This is a genomic window from Microbacterium gilvum, assembly GCF_039543865.1.
In the GTDB taxonomy this organism is placed as follows: Bacteria; Actinomycetota; Actinomycetes; order Actinomycetales; family Microbacteriaceae; genus Microbacterium; species Microbacterium gilvum.
In genome coordinates, this window is sequence record NZ_BAABKO010000009.1 from 1 (window position 1) to 17,291 (window position 17,291).

The following is a 17,291-nucleotide window of genomic DNA, read 5'->3' on the forward strand; positions in this document are numbered from 1 at the left end:
CCGCGACCTCGACCCCACCCTCACCCGCACCAAAGTCGCCCGCCCCGTCATCATCGACGGCCGCAACACCCTCACCCCCACCACCTGGCAAAACGCCGGCTGGACCTACCACGGCATGGGACGCTGACGTGGACGCGCCCGTCGTCGGCATCGTCGTCCGCACGAAGGACCGCCCTGACTTCCTGCGGCGGGCGCTCCGCAGCATCACCGGACAGACGTTCGCGGAGTGGGAGGCGGTCGTCGTGAACGACGGCGGCGCTCCCGGCGCCGTCGACGAGCTCATCGCGGCGCTCCCCGAGGAGCACCGCGCGCGCGTGCGGGCCATCCACAGCGAGGCGCCGCGCGGCCGCTGGGTGAGCGCGAACGCCGGTGTCCTCGCGACGACGGCGCCGCTCCTCGTCCTGCATGACGACGACGACACGTGGCATCCGGAGTTCCTCGAGCGCGCCGTGACCTACCTCGACGGCCATCCGGACCGCGGCGGGGTGGTCTCGCGGATCGAGATCGTCTGGGAGGAGGAGCAGGGCGGGCGCCTCGTCCCCGTGCGCCGCGAGGTCTTCCAGGAGCATCTTCCCGTCCCCACGCTCGCCGACACGCTGCTCTTCAACCGCTACGTGCCGATCGGTTTCGTCTACCGCCGCAGCCTCCACGAGGAGCTCGGGCTCTACGACGAGAGCCTGCCCGTCGTGGGCGACTGGAACTTCAACCTCAGGGTGCTCGCACGCGGCCCGCTCGAGTACCTCGGCGACGCGCCCTACGCGTACTGGCACCAGCGCACGGGAGCCGATGGCGCCGCCGGCAACAGCGTCATCTCCTCGCGCGGCGATCACGAGAAGTACGACGCCCTCATCCGCGACCAGGCGCTGCGCGAGCACGTGGACGAGCACGGCCTCGGCCTCGTGCTGTACCTCACGAAGTTCATCGACCGCCGCTTCGTCGAGGTCGAGAACGGCATCCGCGCCGAAGTGGCGGAGGCCCGCCGCGAGATCGGCAGGTTCAACCTCGTGGCGCGCGGCTACGAGAAGGTCCGACGGCGGCTGAAGGGCTGACGCCCCTCAGCCCTTGATGATCGCGACGGCCTCGTCGATCGGGCCGTCGAAGATCTTCTTGCCCTTCTGGATGACGATGCCGCGCTTGCACAGGCGCCGCACGGTGCCCGTGTCATGGCTCACGACGAGCATCGTGACGCCCTTCGCCGTCAGCTCCTCGATCTTGCTGTAGCACTTCTGCCGGAACGGCGCGTCGCCGACCGAGAGGACCTCGTCCACGAGCAGCACGTCGAGATCGACGTGGATGGCCACGGCGAAGGCGAGGCGCATGAACATGCCCGAGGAGTAGTGCTTGACCTCCTGGTCGATGAAGTCGCCGATCTCGCTGAACGCGACGATGTCGTCGAACCGCTCGTCGGTCTGCTCCTTGCCCATGCCGAGGATGGCGGCGTTGAGGTAGACGTTCTCGCGCCCCGACAGGTCGGGGTGGAAGCCCGCCCCGACCTCGATGAGTCCCGCGACGCGGCCGCGTGTGAAGACGCGCCCCTCGTCGGGCTCGAGCACGCCGGAGACGAGCTTGAGCGTCGTCGACTTGCCCGAGCCGTTCATGCCGAGCACGGCGACCGACTCGCCCTCTCCGACCTGGAAGCTGATGTCGTCGAGCGCCGTGAAGACGTCGCTGCGCACCTTCTTCCTCTGGATCCATCCGATGAACGCCTCCTTGAAGGAGTGCGAGTTGCGCTTGAGGAAGAGCTTCGACACATGGTCGACGACGATCGACGGCTTCGTGGCCGATGTGACGGTGAGGGAGTCGGGCATCACAGATCCTGGGCGAAGGTGCGCTCGAAGCGGCGGAAGACGAACTGGCCGACGACGAGCGTCACGGCGCAGATGACGAGGGAGGCGACGAGGTACAGGTCGAAGCGGGCGGGGAAGCCGACGTGCCCTGCGTCCGACACCGTCGACTCCCAGAACGCGTAGTGGAAGAGCTCCACGGCCACCGTGAGCGGGTTCACCATGTAGAGGTGGAGCGCCCAGCCGCGGACGTGCTCGGCGACGAGCGTCCACGTGTAGAGCACGGGCGAGGCCCACGTCGAGACCATCCGGATGACCTCGACGAAGTTCTGCGCGTCGCGGTAGCGCACGTTGATGCCGGCGAAGAAGAGCCCGAGGCCGAGCGCCATGCTCGCGACGATGAGGATGCCGAGCAGCGCGGCGCCGATTCCCGCGAACGAGGGGACCCACCCGAAGAAGAGGCACACGACCAGCAGGATGACCACCTGGGGCAGGAAGTGGATGAACCCCACGATGACGGCGGCGATCGGGAAGAGCTCTCGCGGGAGGTAGATCTTCTGTACGAGAGAGCGGTTGTCGACGATAGCGTTGGTCGCGTTGCCGAAGCCCTCGTTGAAGAAGTTCACGATGACGATGCCGGCGAACAGGTAGAGCGGGAAGTTCTCCGTCCGCCCGCCCATGCCCAGGATGATTCCCATGACGAGGAAGTACACGAGGTACTGGATGCCCGGCTTGACGTACGACCACGTCCAGCCCAGCACCGAGTTGCGGTAGCGCGTCGCCGTGCCCTTGCGCACGAGGAGGCGCAGGAGGTAGCGCCAGCGGAAGACGTCGAGGATGCCGCGGCCGCGGCCCGGGATGTCGTACTCCGACAGATCGATCGTCGTCACTGCTGCGCGCCCTGCCTCGTCTTCCGGGAAAAAGCCACACGCGATCCTATCGCCGCGGGCATCCGGCACCTGGAAGCCCGCCGCGAGGGCTCAGAGCTCGGCATGCAGCTGCCACACCTGCTGCGCCGCGCCGCGCCACGAGAACGCACGCCCGCGATCGTGCGCGCGCACGCCCATCCGCTCGCGCTCGCCGTCGACCGCGCGAACCGCGTCGGCGAGGTCGTCGACGGCGACGACGTGCCCTCCGTCCGCGACGACCTCGCGATGCACGGCGGAGTCGCGCGCCACGACGGGCGTCCCGACCGCGAGCGCCTCGAGGACGCGCCACGGCCACGCCGCCGTGTCGGCGCCGGCGATGAAGGCCGCCGCGTGGTCGAGCACCGCGGCACGATCGCCTCGGTCGAGCGCCCCGTGCACGTGCAGCCGCGTGGCGTCGAGACCTGCGTCCGCCGCCCTGGCGTGCGCATGTGCCGCGTCGGGCGCGCCGAGCAGAACGACGTCGCGTCGGAGCGCGGCCGCGGCCCGCAGCGTGTCGTCGACGCCGTCGTCCCACGCGGCGGCGAGGTACTCCCCCGGCAGCCCGAGGTCGCGACGTCGGGCGTGCGCGTCGCTCGGCACGCCGAAGCCCTCGGGGGGCGCGCCCGCGATCACGCGCACGCGGTCACCGAAGCGCGCCGACAGGAGCGCCGCGAGCGCATGGGAAGGCACGATCACGGCGTCGGCGAACCGCTCCGCGCGCGCACGCAGCGCCTCGTGGAGCCCGCCCGCCTCTCCGCCCCACAGCGTCACCGCCGTCTGCGCAGGCCGCGCGTGCTTCGCGAGCGGGGCGAGCAGCGTCGGCGAGTGCACGAGCCCGGCCTCTGCTCCGCGCGGCCTGCCCATCCGCCACGCGATCTGCAGCTCGCGGCGGCCTCGTGCCACGCGGTGCTCGGCGCGCAGCCCCTCCACCCCGAGCGGCGCCCCCGCGGGGGCGATCGCCTCGACGACGCACCCGGACGGCGCGGCGTCCACGAGCATGCGCGCGAGCCCCCGCGAGGCCTCGGCGAGGTCGTCGTCGTCCGGTGCCGCGAGCTGGTCGAGGACCACCCGCAGCGCGACGGTCATCCCGTCGTCTCCTCGGGGTGCAGAAGCTCCTGGATGTACGCGTGGATGGCGTCGAAGTCGGGCGCGTCCTGGTCGACCGCGAGCGGCCCCTCCGGGGTGAGCTCGAGCGAGGTCACCTCCTGGCCCTTCGCCTTCGCCGCGAGATCGAGGAACGTCGGCAGCAGCGACTGCGGGATGTCCGTCTCGACGATCGCGGTGCCCGCCTGGGCGACGTCCTGGAAGCGCTGCACGACGTTCTCCGGCGTGAACTGCGCCAGGATGGCCTCCTGCAGCTCCCGCTGGCGCTGCATGCGGTCCCAGTCGCTCGTCGTGTAGCGGGAGCGCGCGTACCACTGCGCCGTCTCGCCGTCCATGACCTGCTCGCCGACCTCGATCCAGCCGGTCGCCCAGTCCTCCGCGGGCTGTCCCTCGTAGGCGGGCCCGCCGCCCTCGGGCAGCCGCTCGTCCACCGTGATCGTGACGCCGCCGAGCGCGTCGACCAACTCGGCGAAGCCGTTCATGTCGATGAACGCGTAGTACGGGATCTCGAGGCCCGTCACGCCCTCCGCGGCGTCCTTCGTGGCCTCGACGCCGGGGGCGGACCCCTGCGACGCAGCGTCGGGGTAGAGCGCGGCCCCCTGGTCGTCCCGGCAGACCTCCGCCGCCTGGCGCACGTGGTTCATCCAGTCGTCCCAGCCGCACGTCGCGTCGGCATGGCCTTCGAAGCCGTCCGGGTACAGCGCGTGCATGGGGCTGTCCTCGGGGAACGGCGCGCCGCCCAGCTCGCGCGGGATGCCGGTGATCGTGACGGCGCCCGTCTCCGCCTCGATCGACACGACGGAGATGCTGTCGAACCGCATGGAGTCGCGCCCGTCTCCGGAGTCCGCACCCAGGAGGAGGATGTTGTAGTAGCCGTCGCTCGGGGGGACGACGGGCGCACTGGCGGCGAAGATCGAGCCGAGGGCGCTCGACGCGGAGATGAGCCGCGGCGCGGCGTAGGCCACCGTGCCGCCGGAGAGCACCATGAGGAGCACGGCCAGCACGGCGATGCCGTAGCGAGCCGGCGTGCGCGTGCGCACGAGCCGCACGAGCCGGAGCGTGTCGATGCCGAGGAGCACCCACAGCACCCCGTAGCCGATGAGGACGAGGGCGATGCCGAGCAGCACGAACGGGTTGAGCGCGATCGTGAGCGCGGCGTCCCGCCACAGCGCGAACGCGAGCGCGGCCACGACGACGAGGGCCCAGGAGGCGAGCGTCGCGCCGAGGCCGAACCTGCCGAGCCGACGGCTGCCCGCCAGCACCTGCGCGGAGCCGGGGATGAGCCATCCCAGCACCACGAGCCACCAGCCGCGCCGCGTCATGATCGACGCGTTCGCGGCATCCGGGTTCCGCATCGGGCGCGTCTCGACGAGCGCGCGCGATTCCGGCCCGGTCCGGGGGCGGACGGTGGCGGCTGCCGTCACAGAGACCCCTTGAGCCGCGCGTTCTTCTCCTCGACCTGCCGTTCGAGGTCGCGCGCGTACTCCTCGATCGCATCCGCCACGGCGGGGTCGGCGACGCCGAGGATGCGGGCCGCGAGGAGGCCGGCGTTCTTCGCGCCGTTGATCGACACCGTCGCGACGGGGATGCCGGCCGGCATCTGCACGATGGAGAGGAGCGAGTCGAGTCCGTCGAGCGTCGTGAGCTGCACGGGCACGCCGATGACGGGGAGTGCCGTGACGGAGGCGAGCATGCCGGGGAGGTGCGCGGCGCCGCCCGCTCCGGCGATGATGGCGCGGAGCCCGCGCCCCCTCGCCTCCCGTCCGTAGCGGACGAGCTTGTCGACGGTGCGGTGCGCCGAGACCACCTCGACCTCGTGCGGGATGCCGAGCTCGGTGAGCGCGGTCGAGGCGTCGACCATGACACGCCAGTCGGAGTCGGAGCCCATGACGACGCCGACGAGCGGCGCTTCAGACGAGTTCAGCACCCGACCAGGCTAGGGGGCGCGCCTGGAAATCGCCGGGAGCGACATCGAGCGGGCCCGCCCACAGCTAGGGTCGGGGCGTGGAGTGGGAGAGGACGCGCGCCGTCGCGGGCAGGATGGTCGAGGTCGAGAGGACGGGATCGACGAACGCCGACCTCGTGCGAGGGGTCGGCGGATGGCCTCATCTGGGCATCCTCGTCACACGGGATCAGCGCGCGGGGCGCGGGCGCCTGGATCGCACCTGGATCGCCCCTCCCGGCGCGGCGCTCGCGATCTCGGTCGTCCTGCGCGTTCCGGGCCTGCCGCTCTCGGCCCGGAGCTGGATACCGCTGGCGGCCGGTCTCGCCATGCGCGATGCCGTCGCCGCGCAGGCTCCCGCGCACGCCGTCGGGGTGAAGTGGCCGAACGACGTGCTCGTCGCGGACGGCGACGGCGCCCTCCGCAAGATCTGCGGCATCCTCGCCGAGGCCGCGCAGGATGCGGTCGTCGTGGGCGCGGGCGTCAACACGCGCCTCGCCGCCGACGAGCTGCCGGTGCCGACCGCGACCTCGTTCGCGGCACTCGGCCTCACGGCCGACGACGACGCCCTCGTCGCCGCGTACGTGACACGGCTCGACGACCTGCTCGGCCGTCTCTCCCGTGCCGAGGGCGACGCGGTCGCGTCGGGGGTGCGCGACGAGGTCGCCGACGCGTGCGTCACCCTCGGGCGGGAGGTGACGGTGTCCCTCCCGGACGGCGGGGCCCTGCGAGGGACCGCGACCGCGATCGCGCCGGACGGCCGCCTCGTCGTCGACGCCGCGGAGGGCGCCGTGGCCGTCTCGGCGGGCGACGTCGTGCACGTGCGCTGACGCGCGCCGCTCCCCGTGCGATCCTCCCGGGCGCGCACAATAGGGGGATGAGCACGCCTGGACCCGCCGGCCGCCCCGCGACGCCGCCCGTCGCGCCCGCGGCCGAGCTGCTCGTCGCGCGCATGCGCGGGCACGCGCGTCGACTGGTCTGGTCGGCGCTCCTCCTCGTCGTCGTGGCGGGAGCCGTGGGCTACCTGCTCGGGAACCTGCCCGCTCCGTTCCAGGACTGGATGCTCCTCGCCGCGGGCGGTGCGCTCGTGCTGCTCGGAGCCGTCGTCCCTCTCGTCGTCTGGCTGACGCGCACGTACACGATCACGACGCGCCGGGTCATCGTCACGCACGGACTCCTGGCCCGTGACCGCCGCGAGCTCTCACATGCCCGCGGCTACGCCATCCGCCTGCGCCGCGGGCTCGGGCAGAGGATGTGGGGGGCCGGCACGATCACGCTGTCCGACGGCGTCTCGGCGCCCCTCGTGCTGCGCGACGTGCCCGACGCGGGCCTCGTGCACGAGGTGCTCGCCGACCAGGTGGAGATGAGCCAGATCCAGGCGCACCGCGACTCGCAGGGGTTCTCCTTCGGCCACCGCCTGCCGGCCCCGCCGACGTGACCGGCTCCGGTCGCCGATGCGCCAGAATGGTCCCATGACGTTGCGCGTGGGTGTGATCGGCGGCGGCCAGCTGGCCCGGATGATGATCGCCCCGGCGATCGAGCTGGGCGTCGAGATCCGCGTGCTCGCCGAGGCGGAGGGCATGTCGGCCGCTCTCGCCGCGACGGCGGTCGGCGACTACACGGACGCCGCGACGGTGCAGGCGTTCGCGGCCGACGTCGACGTCGTCACCTTCGATCACGAGCACGTCCCGCAGGACGTCCTGCGCGCCCTCGTCGACGCCGGCGTCCCCGTGCACCCCGGCCCCGAGTCCCTCCGCTTCGCGCAGGACAAGCTCGTCATGCGCCGGCGCCTCGCCGAGCTCGGCGCCCCCCAGCCCGACTGGGCGTCGGTGTCGGCACCCGACGAGCTGGCGCGCTTCCTCGACGATCATGGCGGGCGGGCGGTCGTCAAGACGCCGCGCGGAGGATACGACGGCAAGGGCGTCAAGGTCGTCTCCTCGCCCGACGAGGTCGCCGACTGGTTCGCGGCGTTCGCGGGCGAGGCGCTGCTCGTCGAGGAGCTCGTCGACTTCCGGCGCGAACTCGCGCAGCAGGTCGCTCGCCGCCCGAGCGGCGAGGTCGTCGCGTACCCCGTGGTCGAGACGATCCAGCGCGACGGCGTGTGCGCCGAGGTGCTCGCGCCCGCACCCGACGCGAGCGAGAAGCTCGTCGAGGTGGCGGCGCGCCTCGGTCGCGCGATCGCCGACGGCCTGGGCGTGACCGGCATGCTCGCGGTGGAGCTCTTCGAGACGACGGACGAGCGCATCCTCGTCAACGAGCTCGCGATGCGCCCCCACAACAGCGGCCACTGGACGCAGGACGGCGCCGTGACGAGCCAGTTCGAGCAGCACCTGCGCGCCGTGCTCGACCTCCCGCTCGGCGCTCCGGATGTCGCGGGCGGCGCGGCCGTCATGGTCAACATCCTCGGCGGACCGCAGGGCGCGGAGCTGAGCGACCGGTTCGCCGCGGCGATGGCCGCCCACCCGCTCGCGAAGATCCACACCTACGGCAAGGCGCCGCGCCCCGGACGCAAGGTCGGGCACGTCAACGTCGTGTCCGACGAGCTCGACGACGCCGTCTACGAGGCACGGGCCGCGGCCGCCTTCTTCGACTGAGCGGAAGCGCACACACCTCCGCGCCAGGCGTTGTGTGCGCCCTCCAAGTCGCAGCGCGCTGCCGCGGCTAGGGTGGAACGGTGACCGAACCGGACATGTCCACCACCCAGGGCAAGATCGCCGACCTGCGCGCGCGCTACGACGAGGCCGTCGTGCAGGCAGAGGCCAAGGCCAGGGAGAAGCAGCACGCCAAGAACAAGCTCACGGCGCGCGAGCGCATCGAGCTGCTCGTCGACCAGGGCTCGTTCGTCGAGTTCGACGAGTACGTGCGGCACCGCACGACCGCGTTCGGCATGGAGCGCTCGCGCCCCTACGGCGACTCCGTCGTCACGGGCGTCGGCACGATCCACGGCCGCACCGTGGCCGTGTACGCACAGGACTTCTCGACCTTCGGAGGCTCGCTCGGCGAGGTCGCAGGCGACAAGATCATCAAGATCATGGAGTTCGCGCTGCGCGGCGGCATGCCGATCGTCGGCATCCTCGACTCGGGCGGCGCCCGCATCCAGGAGGGCGTCGTCGCCCTCGGGAAGTACGGCGAGATCTTCCGCCTCAACACGGCGGCGTCGGGCGTCATCCCGCAGATCTCGATCATCATGGGCCCGGCGGCCGGCGGCGCGGTCTACTCCCCGGCCCTCACCGACTTCGTCATCATGGTGGACAAGACGAGCCAGATGTTCGTCACGGGCCCCGACGTCATCAAGACGGTGACGGGCGAGGACGTGGGCATGGAGGAGCTCGGCGGCGCCTACACGCACAACACCCGCTCGGGTGTCGCGCACTACCTCGCGCAGGACGAGGACGACGCGCTCGACTACGCGCGCACGCTCCTCGGCTTCCTGCCCGACAACAACATGGCGGACGCCCCTGCCTACGAGTCGGCGTTCGAGTTCGAGACGACCGACGCGGATCGTCAGCTGAACACGCTCGTGCCCGACTCGCCCAATCAGCCGTACGACATCCACGAGGTCATCTCGCGCACGGTCGACGACGGCGACTTCCTCGAGGTGCAGCCGCTGTTCGCCCCCAACATCGTCATCGGCTTCGGCCGCGTCGAGGGCCGCACGGTCGGCATCATCGCGAACCAGCCGTCGCAGATGGCGGGAACGCTCAACATCGAGGCGGGAGAGAAGGCCTCCCGCTTCGTGCGCTTCTGCGACGCGTTCTCCATCCCGATCGTCACGCTCGTCGACGTGCCCGGCTACCTGCCCGGCACCGACCAGGAGTGGACGGGCGTCATCCGCCGTGGAGCGAAGCTCCTGTACGCCTACGCCGAGGCGACCGTGCCGCTCGTCACGGTCATCCTCCGGAAGGCCTACGGCGGCGCGTACATCGTCATGGGCTCCAAGCAGCTCGGCGCCGACATCAACCTCGCCTGGCCGACGGCCGAGATCGCGGTGATGGGCGGCCAGGGCGCCGTCAACATCCTCTACCGCGGCGAGCTGAAGAAGGCGGAGGAGGCCGGAGAGGACGTCGCGGCCGTCCGCACGCGCCTCGCGAACGAGTACACCTACAACGTCGCGAGCCCCTTCCTCGCCGCCGAGCGCGGCGAGCTCGACGGCATCATCGAGCCGGCGGCGACGCGCGTCGCGGTTGCGAAGGCGCTCCGCTCGCTGCGCGGCAAGCGCGCCGAGCTGCCGCCCAAGAAGCACGGGAACATCCCGCTCTGATGTCCGGGCAGAGCGAGATCCCCCGTGTCGACGTCGTCCGCGGGACGCCGACCGACGAAGAGCTCGCGGCGCTCGTCGCGGTGGTGTCCGAGGCGTACGCCGCGGAGGCCGCGTCGGCGGTCGCGGACGAGCCGGCCGGGGACGACGCCTGGACGCGCTCGCGTCGGCTGCGCCGTCCGCTCGTCCGGGGCGGGTGGGCCCGCTTCCGCGGCTGACGCGGTCCCGCGCTTGTCCCCCATAATACCTACAGACAGGGAGTTGCGGGTTTTCCATACTGGAGGAGGAAACGCTTCTGCGTTGGCCGCCCCATCCGCTCCAGGGTAGGTGGATGGAGTGCCGGCCCACCGCGGACGGTTTTCGGGTAACCGTCCGCACCGGCCGGGGGTGAAGGATCACCCCCGGCCTTTCCCGTGCCCCGACGGCGCCGTCCCCGGCGCGGATGAGCGGGTCAGGGACGGGAGATCTCGTGCCACAGCGCGACGTCGTCGTCGTCGGCCGGGCCCGCCACCGCCGAACCGCGGCCGACGACCGTCACGGCGATCGCCGGGTGAGGCGACGACCGCACGATGAGACGCGGCGCGGCGGCCGAGCGCAGGACGGCGGCGAGCTCCGCGCGCACCGCCGCGAGCGCGTCGTCCTCGAGGTCGTCGATGCCGCCCTCGTCGAGCAGCGTGACGGCCGCCCCGGCCTCGCGGAGCACGGCGATCGCCGCGCGCACCTCGTCGTCGAGCAGGCGCGCCCCGCGCAGCTCGTCGCGCAGCGTCCCCTCCGCGATCCATGCGGATGCCCGCTCCGCCTCTGTCAGCGCGCCTCCCGTCGAGATGACCCGGGTGAGCACAGGGGCTGCGACGGCGAGCGCGTACTGCACGCGCTCCCTGCGCTCGCGCCGCCGCACGCTCTGCGTCGACTGCCATGCCGCGGAAGCCTGCTGCAGCGAGGCGAGCTTCACGGTGTCGGCGTACGCGCGGTCCGTGAAGAACTGCATGAGCTGGCCGACGCCGACCCAGATGACCGAGCCCACGAGGCCGAACGCGAGCGCCCGCTCGATGCCGAGGAGGATCGTCGCGGCGACCGCGAGGACGACGATGCCCGCCCACGCCCACAGCGGTCGGCGGCGGACCATCACGATGGTCATGAGCGCCCCGACCGCTCCCACGTACCAGGTGACGTGCGGGAGCAGCAGCGATGACGCATCGGAGCTCGCCGTGACGATCCACGGCAGCACGGCGGCCACGGCGACGGCGGCTCCGGCTGCCGCATGCGGCAGCGGCGAGCCGCGTCGGCCGTCCACGCGGGCCGGCGGCACCGCGAGGACGAGCGCGGTCGCCCCGGCGTAGAGCGCGATCCCCGCCCAGAGGAGCGCCGGGCGCTCGACGGGCACCGACGGGAAGATCCCCCGCAGCGCGAGGTAGCCGGAGAACGCCGCCCCCAGCACGGTGAGCAGCTGTCGGACCTTCATGCGCGGTCCCCGTCCGCCGGCCAGACGAGAGTGACGACGGTGCCGGATGGGCCGGAGTCGATCCGCGCACGCCCGCCGACTGCGGCCACGCGCGCGACGATCGAGGCGCGGATGCCGAGCCGGTCGGGGGCGATCGCCGCGAGATCGACCCCGCCTCCCGTGTCCGCGACGACGATCTCCAGACGCCCCGACGACGAGCGGATGCTCGCGCGCAGCCCGGCACCGCCGGCGTGCTCGACGGCGTTCGCCACGGCCTGCGTGGCGGCGAGGACGAGGGCGCGCGCGACGCGCCCCGGGATGCCCGGCATGACGCGATCCGGCCCGTCGACGGCGAGTTCGACGCCGAGGGCACGGGCCTGCGCGCGGACCTCGCCGCGGACCCACCCGGAGGTCACGGGCTCGTCGCTCCCCTCCGGCTCGTCGGACTCCGCGTTCGCGAGGCGCGTGAGCGCCTCCTGCGCCATCGACACGGCCAGCTGCCGCTCGCGCGGCGACTCGGCCCGCCCTGCGGCGATGAGTGCCGCGAGCACGCTGTCGTGCATGAGCGCCGCCACCTCGACGCGCTCCCGCTCCGTCGCCTCGGCGGCGGCGGCGGCGGAGTACTCCGCGATCGCCGCGGCCCGCGCCTCGTCGACGCCCGAGGCGAGGCTCCGGAACATCCACACGATCGCGAGGACGATCGTCCCCACGATGAGCGCCAGCGAGACGTCGTAGATCGACGAGAGCCAGTTCTCCGCCGTGAAGCCGCGACGCGTGAGCCGCATGGCGGCGAAGAGGAGAGGCACGCCGGCCGTCCACGCGATCTGCCACGGCAGGGGGAACACGAGGGCGGCAGCCGCGGGCGCCGCGTTGAGCAGGAAGAACACCCACGAGCCGCCCTCCGGCTCGAAAGCGGGAGCGGGGAGCGGCCAGAGGACGACGAGCGCCGCGGGGAACGCGACCGCGAACGCGGCGGCCGCGTGGCGTGCTCCGCGCCCCACGACGCACAGCACGATCATGACGGCGAGCAGGGCGAACACCGACATGGTCACGATCGTGCGCAGCGGCGGCTCGAGATCGGAGCTCGTCGCCGTGCCGAACGCCTGCGCGCCCAGCACGGCGCAGGCGAGCCCCACCGCGATCTGGAGGATGCGCTCCATGCGCGTCGACGTGAAGCCGCGCCCGATGTCGGCGACGGCGTGCCGTCGGAGCGGCAGCTGCGACCAGGCCGCGGTGATCGCGTCGTGCCCGTCCTGGCGCCGTCCGCCGTCCACTACCCCTCCGCAGGGGACTCGACGATGCCGTCCTCGATGGCCCGTCGCAGCAGATCGACCTTCGTCGGCGCGGGGCGCCCGACCTCCGTGTACTTCACGCGGATGCGCGTGATGTTCTCCTTCGCCGTGGAGTAGGCGACCCCGAGGCGGTCGGCGACGGCCTTGAGCGGCAGCCCCGCCGCGTACAGGCGGAGCACCTCCCGTTCGCGCGCGGCGAGGTTCGCGTCGGCGAACTCGGTGTCGCCCTCCACGGCGCTCGCCCACTCCACGTTGTTGAGGGGCTCGCCGTTCGCGACCGTGCGCACGGCGCCGAGGACCTCCTCGAGCGGCGAGGACTTGCTCACGACGCCGGCGGCGCCGGCGGCGAGCGCCTCCCGCACGGCGACGGGGCGGTCGGCGACGGAGTGGATGATGACGGACGACTCGTCGGCGAGCCGGACGACGTTCTCGGTGACGGTGGTGCCGTCGCCGAGCGTGAGGTCGAGGAGGACGACGTCGACGGGAGCCGCTCCCGTCTCGGCGCGCCACGCGAGGTAGCCCGCCACGGTGGGCGCCGTGAAGACGACATCGTGCCCGTCTCGGCCGAGAGCGGCCTCGAGCCCCAGCCGCACGGACTCGTGATCGTCGATGAGGGCCACGCGGGTCATGCCGAGAAGCCTATCGGGGCCCCGCGCGGCTCATCCGCGTCGGAACACGGCGACCGCCTCGACATGGTGCGAGTTCGGGAAGAGGTCGAGCCCCGAGACGGCGTCGACCGCGTAGCCCCGCGCGCGCAGCAGCCCCGCGTCGCGGGCGAGCGCGACGGGATCGCACGCGACGTAGACGACGGCGGCGGGGCCGAGGTCGGCGACGCGGTCCACGACATCGCGGCCGGCGCCCGCGCGCGGCGGGTCGAGCACGACGGCGCCGCGCGCGATCGCCGCGCGCTCGTCGTCGTCGGCGTCGACGACGGCCGAGGCGAGCCACCGCTCCACGCGCGCCGTCACGGCGTCCGCTCCGGCGAGCCGCGCGAGGTTCTCGGCGGCGTGGGCTGTCGCCTGAGGGGCCGATTCCACCGAGATGATCTGGGTGCCGTCGCCGACGGCCGCGGCGACGGCGTCGGCGAGGAGCCCGACGCCCCCGTACAGATCGAGGTGCAGCCCGTCCGGCGCGACGAGGCCCTCGGCGAGGAGCTCGCGCACGGATCCCGAGACGGCGTCGTGCAGCATGCCGGCCGCGAGCCTGTGCACCTGCCAGAACCCGCCCGTCTCGACGCGGAACGGGCGGCCCGCGACGTGCTGCACGACGGCATCGGGGCGGCTCGGACCGCGCGACCCGCGCGCACCGCCACGCGCACCGCGCGACCCGCCGCCCGGCCGCTCCGCGGGGCGGCGCACGATCCGCACGTCGCCGTCCGAGGGGTGCACGAGATCGACGCGCCCCGGCTTCTCGCCCCGCAGCGCGAGAGCCGCGCGCTCCACGGCCTCGGTCGCAAGCGGATGGCCCGCGACCTCCACGACCTCGTGGCTGCGCGCCGCGAACGGGCCGATGCGCCCGTCGGCGTCGACGTGGAGGCCGATCCGCGTGCGCCAGCGCGTGCCGTCCGGCGTCTCCTCGGCGCCCTCCGCTGCGGCGGCGGAGACCGACACCCGGGCCGCGCCGCCCGCGAAGCGCTCGAACGCCTCCCGCAGCACGCGCTCCTTCAGCGCGCGCTGGTGGACGAGGTCGATGTGGCCGAGATCCGCGCCGCCGACCCGGCGGCGGGGGTCCCGCGCGATGTCGGCCTCCGCCCACACGTGCGGGCGCCGATGAGGCGAGGCGTCGAGCACCTCGAGCGCCTCGGCACGCGCGAAGCTCTTCTTCTGCTCCGTCACGCGGGCGCGCAGGGTCTCGCCGGGGACGGCGTCGGGCACGAAGACGACCATGCCCTCCCGGCGGGCGACGAAGACGCCCCCGTGCGCGATTCCGGTCACCTCGAGGTCGACGACGTCTCCTGGCTGCATGCCCCCATCGTCCCATCCCGCGCCTGGCGCATCGCCTAGCGTGGGAGCCATGCAGGTCTGCCTCGCCTCCACGTCCCCCGCCCGCCTCATGCTCCTGCGTCAGGCCGGCATCGAGCCGATCGCCATCGCACCCGACGTGGACGAGGAGGCCGAGATCGCCGCCATCGAACGCGCCGAGGAGCGCACGCTCCCCCCTCACGAGCACGTGCTCGTGCTCGCCCGGCGAAAGGCCGCGGATGTCGCGGCGCGCGTGAGCGCGCTCCATCCCGGCTTCGACGGCGTCGTCGTCGGCGGCGACTCCATGTTCGAGCTCGACGGAGAGATCCTCGGCAAGCCCTACACGCCGGATGCGGCGACCGCGCGCTGGCACGGCATGCGCGGGCGCACAGGGGTGCTGCACTCGGGCCACAGCGTCTTCCGCGTCGCGCCGGGAGCGGCGCCCGTGGAGGCGCACGGCGTGGCGGAGGCGTCGGTGTCGTTCGCGGCCGACGTGGACGACGACGAGATCGCGGCGTACGTCGCGACGGGCGAGCCGCTCCTCGTCGCAGGCGCCTTCACGGTCGACAGCCTGGGCGGCGCGTTCATCGAGCGCGTCGAAGGCGACCCGTCGACCGTCGTCGGGATGTCGCTGTCAACGATCCGGCGCCTCGTGCGCGAGCTCGGGGTGTCGTGGACGAGCCTGTGGAACCGCACAGCCTCGTAGACATCGGCACACGAAAAGCTGTGCACTTTGTGAGGGTCGATCAACGGGCGCCGTGAGGGCCTGACTACGCTGGAACCCATGCCTGCTATCGCCAAGGTGCTCATCGCGAACCGCGGCGAGATCGCCGTCCGCATCATCCGCGCAGCCCGCGACTCGGGGATCTCCTCCGTCGCCGTCTACGCCGACCAGGATCGCGACGCCCTCCACGCGCGCCTCGCCGACGAGGCGTACGCGCTCGAGGGATCCACGAGCGCCGACACCTACCTCCAGATCGAGAAGATCCTCTCGGTCGCGCGCCGCTCGGGTGCCGACGCCGTGCACCCCGGCTACGGCTTCCTCGCCGAGAACGCCGAGTTCGCTCGCGCCGTCCAGGCGGCCGGTCTCATCTGGATCGGCCCGTCGCCCGAGGCCATCGAGGCTCTGGGCGACAAGGTCACGGCACGCCACGTCGCCGAGAAGGTGGGCGCACCGCTCGCTCCCGGCACGCCGGGCCCCGTCGACACGGCAGAGGAGGTCGTCGCCTTCGCCGAGCAGGCCGGGCTCCCCATCGCGATCAAGGCGGCCTACGGCGGCGGCGGACGCGGCCTCAAGGTCGCCCGCACGATCGACGAGGTGCCCGAGATGTTCGAGTCGGCCACGCGCGAGGCCATCGCGGCCTTCGGGCGCGGAGAGTGCTTCGTCGAGAAGTACCTCGACAAGCCCCGCCACGTCGAGACCCAGTGCCTCGCCGATGCCGAGGGCAACGTCGTCGTCGTCTCGACCCGCGACTGCTCGCTGCAGCGCCGGCACCAGAAGCTCGTGGAGGAGGCGCCGGCGCCGTTCCTCAGCGACGAGCAGAACGCCGTCCTGTATGCCGCGTCGAAGGCCATCCTCCGCGAGGTCGGCTACACGGGCGCCGGCACGTGCGAGTTCCTCGTCGGCGCCGACGGCACCATCTCCTTCCTCGAGGTCAACACCCGCCTGCAGGTCGAGCACCCCGTGTCCGAGGAGGTCACGGGCATCGACCTCGTGCGCGAGCAGTTCCGCATCGCGGCGGGCGGCGTCATCGACTACGACGACCCGGTCCCGCAGGGCCACTCCTTCGAGTTCCGCATCAACGGCGAGGACCCGGGCCGCGGGTTCCTGCCGCAGCCCGGCCCCATCCACGTCTTCAAGACGTTCGGAGGGCCCGGCATCCGCCTCGACTCCGGTGTGACGGCCGGCGACGAGGTCTCGGGCGCGTTCGACTCCCTGCTCGCGAAGATCATCGTGACGGGCCGCACGCGCGAGGAGGCGCTCGAGCGCTCCCGTCGCGCCCTCGACGAGTTCGAGGTGGCGGGGATGCCCACCGTGCTCCCCTTCCACCGCAAGGTCGTCCGCGACCCGGCCTTCACGGCGGAGGACGGCGTCTTCGGCGTCTTCACGCGCTGGATCGAGACGGAGTTCGTCAACGACATCCCCGCATGGGACGGCGAGCTCGACGCGCCCCGTACCGCGGAGGGCCGGCACTCGGTCGTCGTCGAGGTCAACGGCAAGCGCCTCGAGGTCAGCCTGCCCGATCGCGTCGTCGCCGCGCCCGGCGGCACGGCGGGCCGGCCGGCGGCCGTCCCGGCCTCGCGTCGCGCGCACGGCGGCGGATCCGCCGCAGCCGGCGCGTCCGGCGACGCGGTGACCTCCCCCATGCAGGCCACGGTCGTGAAGGTCGCCGTCGAGGACGGCCAGCAGGTCGTCAAGGGAGACCTCGTCCTCGTGCTCGAGGCCATGAAGATGGAGCAGCCCATCCACGCCCACAAGGACGGCACGATCGGCGCGATCGACGCGGCTCCCGGCGCGACCGTGTCCGCCGGCCACCAGCTGCTGCTCATCGCCTAGCGGGAGTGCAGACGCCGCGAGCCGGCCCCGGGATCCGTTCCCGG

At 72.8% G+C, this 17,291-nt stretch carries 17 protein-coding genes; 8 read left to right on the forward strand and 9 right to left on the reverse strand.

The window, feature by feature from the left end:
- The first annotated feature begins 128 nt into the window (after window positions 1–128).
- Window positions 129–1,049, forward strand: a complete 921-nt coding sequence (locus ABD998_RS17650; protein ID WP_345442340.1) for a glycosyltransferase family 2 protein — start codon at window positions 129–131, stop codon at window positions 1,047–1,049.
- A gap of 6 nt (window positions 1,050–1,055) precedes the next feature.
- Here the strand turns inward: ABD998_RS17650 and ABD998_RS17655 are convergent, their stop codons facing one another.
- The 5 genes from ABD998_RS17655 to purE all read right to left on the reverse strand — a co-directional run bounded on the left by ABD998_RS17655 (window position 1,056) and on the right by purE (window position 5,684).
- Entirely contained in the window at window positions 1,056–1,808 is a 753-nt protein-coding gene (locus ABD998_RS17655) for an ABC transporter ATP-binding protein (protein ID WP_345442343.1), read from the reverse strand.
- Window positions 1,808–2,674, reverse strand: coding sequence for an ABC transporter permease (locus ABD998_RS17660; protein WP_345442346.1), 867 nt, complete (start codon window positions 2,672–2,674; stop codon window positions 1,808–1,810). The genes ABD998_RS17655 and ABD998_RS17660 overlap by 1 nt, the downstream gene beginning before the upstream one ends.
- Before the next feature lie 90 nt (window positions 2,675–2,764).
- Window positions 2,765–3,778 carry a glycosyltransferase gene (locus ABD998_RS17665; protein WP_345442349.1) on the reverse strand — a complete coding sequence of 338 codons (1,014 nt, stop codon included), beginning with the start codon at window positions 3,776–3,778 and terminating at the stop codon, window positions 2,765–2,767.
- A complete protein-coding gene (locus tag ABD998_RS17670; RefSeq protein WP_425563008.1) occupies window positions 3,775–5,220 on the reverse strand; it encodes an LCP family glycopolymer transferase in 1,446 nt (481 codons plus the stop codon). The genes ABD998_RS17665 and ABD998_RS17670 overlap by 4 nt, the downstream gene beginning before the upstream one ends.
- A complete protein-coding gene (gene purE, locus ABD998_RS17675) occupies window positions 5,217–5,684 on the reverse strand; it encodes a 5-(carboxyamino)imidazole ribonucleotide mutase (protein WP_345442382.1) in 468 nt (155 codons plus the stop codon). Before purE ends, ABD998_RS17670 begins: the two co-directional genes overlap by 4 nt.
- Window positions 5,685–5,800: 116 nt before the next feature.
- On the opposite strand from purE, the gene ABD998_RS17680 reads away from it, so the two are divergent.
- The 5 genes from ABD998_RS17680 to ABD998_RS17700 all read left to right on the forward strand — a co-directional run bounded on the left by ABD998_RS17680 (window position 5,801) and on the right by ABD998_RS17700 (window position 10,214).
- Window positions 5,801–6,568: a biotin--[acetyl-CoA-carboxylase] ligase gene (locus ABD998_RS17680; RefSeq protein WP_425563009.1), complete on the forward strand. Its 768-nt coding sequence runs from the start codon at window positions 5,801–5,803 to the stop codon at window positions 6,566–6,568.
- Window positions 6,569–6,615: 47 nt separating this feature from the next.
- Window positions 6,616–7,176 carry a PH domain-containing protein gene (locus ABD998_RS17685; RefSeq protein ID WP_345442352.1) on the forward strand — a complete coding sequence of 187 codons (561 nt, stop codon included), beginning with the start codon at window positions 6,616–6,618 and terminating at the stop codon, window positions 7,174–7,176.
- A 34-nt stretch (window positions 7,177–7,210) separates the two neighbouring features.
- Window positions 7,211–8,332 carry a 5-(carboxyamino)imidazole ribonucleotide synthase gene (locus ABD998_RS17690; protein WP_345442355.1) on the forward strand — a complete coding sequence of 374 codons (1,122 nt, stop codon included), beginning with the start codon at window positions 7,211–7,213 and terminating at the stop codon, window positions 8,330–8,332.
- 95 nt (window positions 8,333–8,427) lie between these two features.
- Window positions 8,428–9,999 (forward strand): acyl-CoA carboxylase subunit beta, encoded by a 1,572-nt coding sequence (locus ABD998_RS17695; RefSeq protein WP_345442388.1) that lies wholly within the window; start codon window positions 8,428–8,430, stop codon window positions 9,997–9,999.
- On the forward strand, window positions 9,999–10,214 hold the full coding sequence (locus ABD998_RS17700; RefSeq protein WP_345442358.1) for an acyl-CoA carboxylase subunit epsilon: 216 nt from the start codon (window positions 9,999–10,001) through the stop codon (window positions 10,212–10,214). The genes ABD998_RS17695 and ABD998_RS17700 overlap by 1 nt, the downstream gene beginning before the upstream one ends.
- Before the next feature lie 233 nt (window positions 10,215–10,447).
- Here the strand turns inward: ABD998_RS17700 and ABD998_RS17705 are convergent, their stop codons facing one another.
- Genes ABD998_RS17705 through ABD998_RS17720 form a run of 4 tightly spaced genes read right to left on the reverse strand, consistent with a single transcriptional unit; the run spans window position 10,448 to window position 14,693 of the window.
- A complete protein-coding gene (locus ABD998_RS17705) occupies window positions 10,448–11,458 on the reverse strand; it encodes a hypothetical protein (RefSeq protein ID WP_345442361.1) in 1,011 nt (336 codons plus the stop codon).
- A complete protein-coding gene (locus ABD998_RS17710; RefSeq protein WP_345442364.1) occupies window positions 11,455–12,711 on the reverse strand; it encodes a sensor histidine kinase in 1,257 nt (418 codons plus the stop codon). Before ABD998_RS17710 ends, ABD998_RS17705 begins: the two co-directional genes overlap by 4 nt.
- On the reverse strand, window positions 12,711–13,358 hold the full coding sequence (locus ABD998_RS17715; RefSeq protein WP_345442367.1) for a response regulator transcription factor: 648 nt from the start codon (window positions 13,356–13,358) through the stop codon (window positions 12,711–12,713). Before ABD998_RS17715 ends, ABD998_RS17710 begins: the two co-directional genes overlap by 1 nt.
- Window positions 13,359–13,388: 30 nt before the next feature.
- On the reverse strand, window positions 13,389–14,693 hold the full coding sequence (locus tag ABD998_RS17720; protein WP_345442370.1) for a class I SAM-dependent RNA methyltransferase: 1,305 nt from the start codon (window positions 14,691–14,693) through the stop codon (window positions 13,389–13,391).
- 49 nt (window positions 14,694–14,742) lie between these two features.
- On the opposite strand from ABD998_RS17720, the gene ABD998_RS17725 reads away from it, so the two are divergent.
- Window positions 14,743–15,396: a Maf family protein gene (locus tag ABD998_RS17725; RefSeq protein ID WP_345442373.1), complete on the forward strand. Its 654-nt coding sequence runs from the start codon at window positions 14,743–14,745 to the stop codon at window positions 15,394–15,396.
- 78 nt (window positions 15,397–15,474) lie between these two features.
- The gene (locus tag ABD998_RS17730) at window positions 15,475–17,247 is read left to right on the forward strand and encodes an acetyl/propionyl/methylcrotonyl-CoA carboxylase subunit alpha (RefSeq protein WP_345442376.1); all 1,773 of its coding nucleotides are present in this window, start codon (window positions 15,475–15,477) and stop codon (window positions 17,245–17,247) included.
- The last annotated feature ends 44 nt before the right edge of the window (window positions 17,248–17,291 follow it).

Bases quoted from the DNA above. Each gene is read 5' to 3' on its own strand.
- ABD998_RS17720 (WP_345442370.1), bottom strand. From the start codon at position 14,693: ATGCAGCCAGGAGACGTCGTCGACCTCGAGGTGACCGGAATCGCGCAC.
- purE (WP_345442382.1), bottom strand. From the start codon at position 5,684: ATGGGCTCCGACTCCGACTGGCGTGTCATGGTCGACGCCTCGACCGCG.
- ABD998_RS17700 (WP_345442358.1), top strand. From the start codon at position 9,999: ATGTCCGGGCAGAGCGAGATCCCCCGTGTCGACGTCGTCCGCGGGACG.
- ABD998_RS17695 (WP_345442388.1), top strand. From the start codon at position 8,428: ATGTCCACCACCCAGGGCAAGATCGCCGACCTGCGCGCGCGCTACGAC.
- ABD998_RS17665 (WP_345442349.1), bottom strand. From the start codon at position 3,778: ATGACCGTCGCGCTGCGGGTGGTCCTCGACCAGCTCGCGGCACCGGAC.
- ABD998_RS17690 (WP_345442355.1), top strand. From the start codon at position 7,211: ATGACGTTGCGCGTGGGTGTGATCGGCGGCGGCCAGCTGGCCCGGATG.
- ABD998_RS17725 (WP_345442373.1), top strand. From the start codon at position 14,743: ATGCAGGTCTGCCTCGCCTCCACGTCCCCCGCCCGCCTCATGCTCCTG.
- ABD998_RS17715 (WP_345442367.1), bottom strand. From the start codon at position 13,358: ATGACCCGCGTGGCCCTCATCGACGATCACGAGTCCGTGCGGCTGGGG.
- ABD998_RS17685 (WP_345442352.1), top strand. From the start codon at position 6,616: ATGAGCACGCCTGGACCCGCCGGCCGCCCCGCGACGCCGCCCGTCGCG.
- ABD998_RS17655 (WP_345442343.1), bottom strand. From the start codon at position 1,808: ATGCCCGACTCCCTCACCGTCACATCGGCCACGAAGCCGTCGATCGTC.
- ABD998_RS17730 (WP_345442376.1), top strand. From the start codon at position 15,475: ATGCCTGCTATCGCCAAGGTGCTCATCGCGAACCGCGGCGAGATCGCC.
- ABD998_RS17705 (WP_345442361.1), bottom strand. From the start codon at position 11,458: ATGAAGGTCCGACAGCTGCTCACCGTGCTGGGGGCGGCGTTCTCCGGC.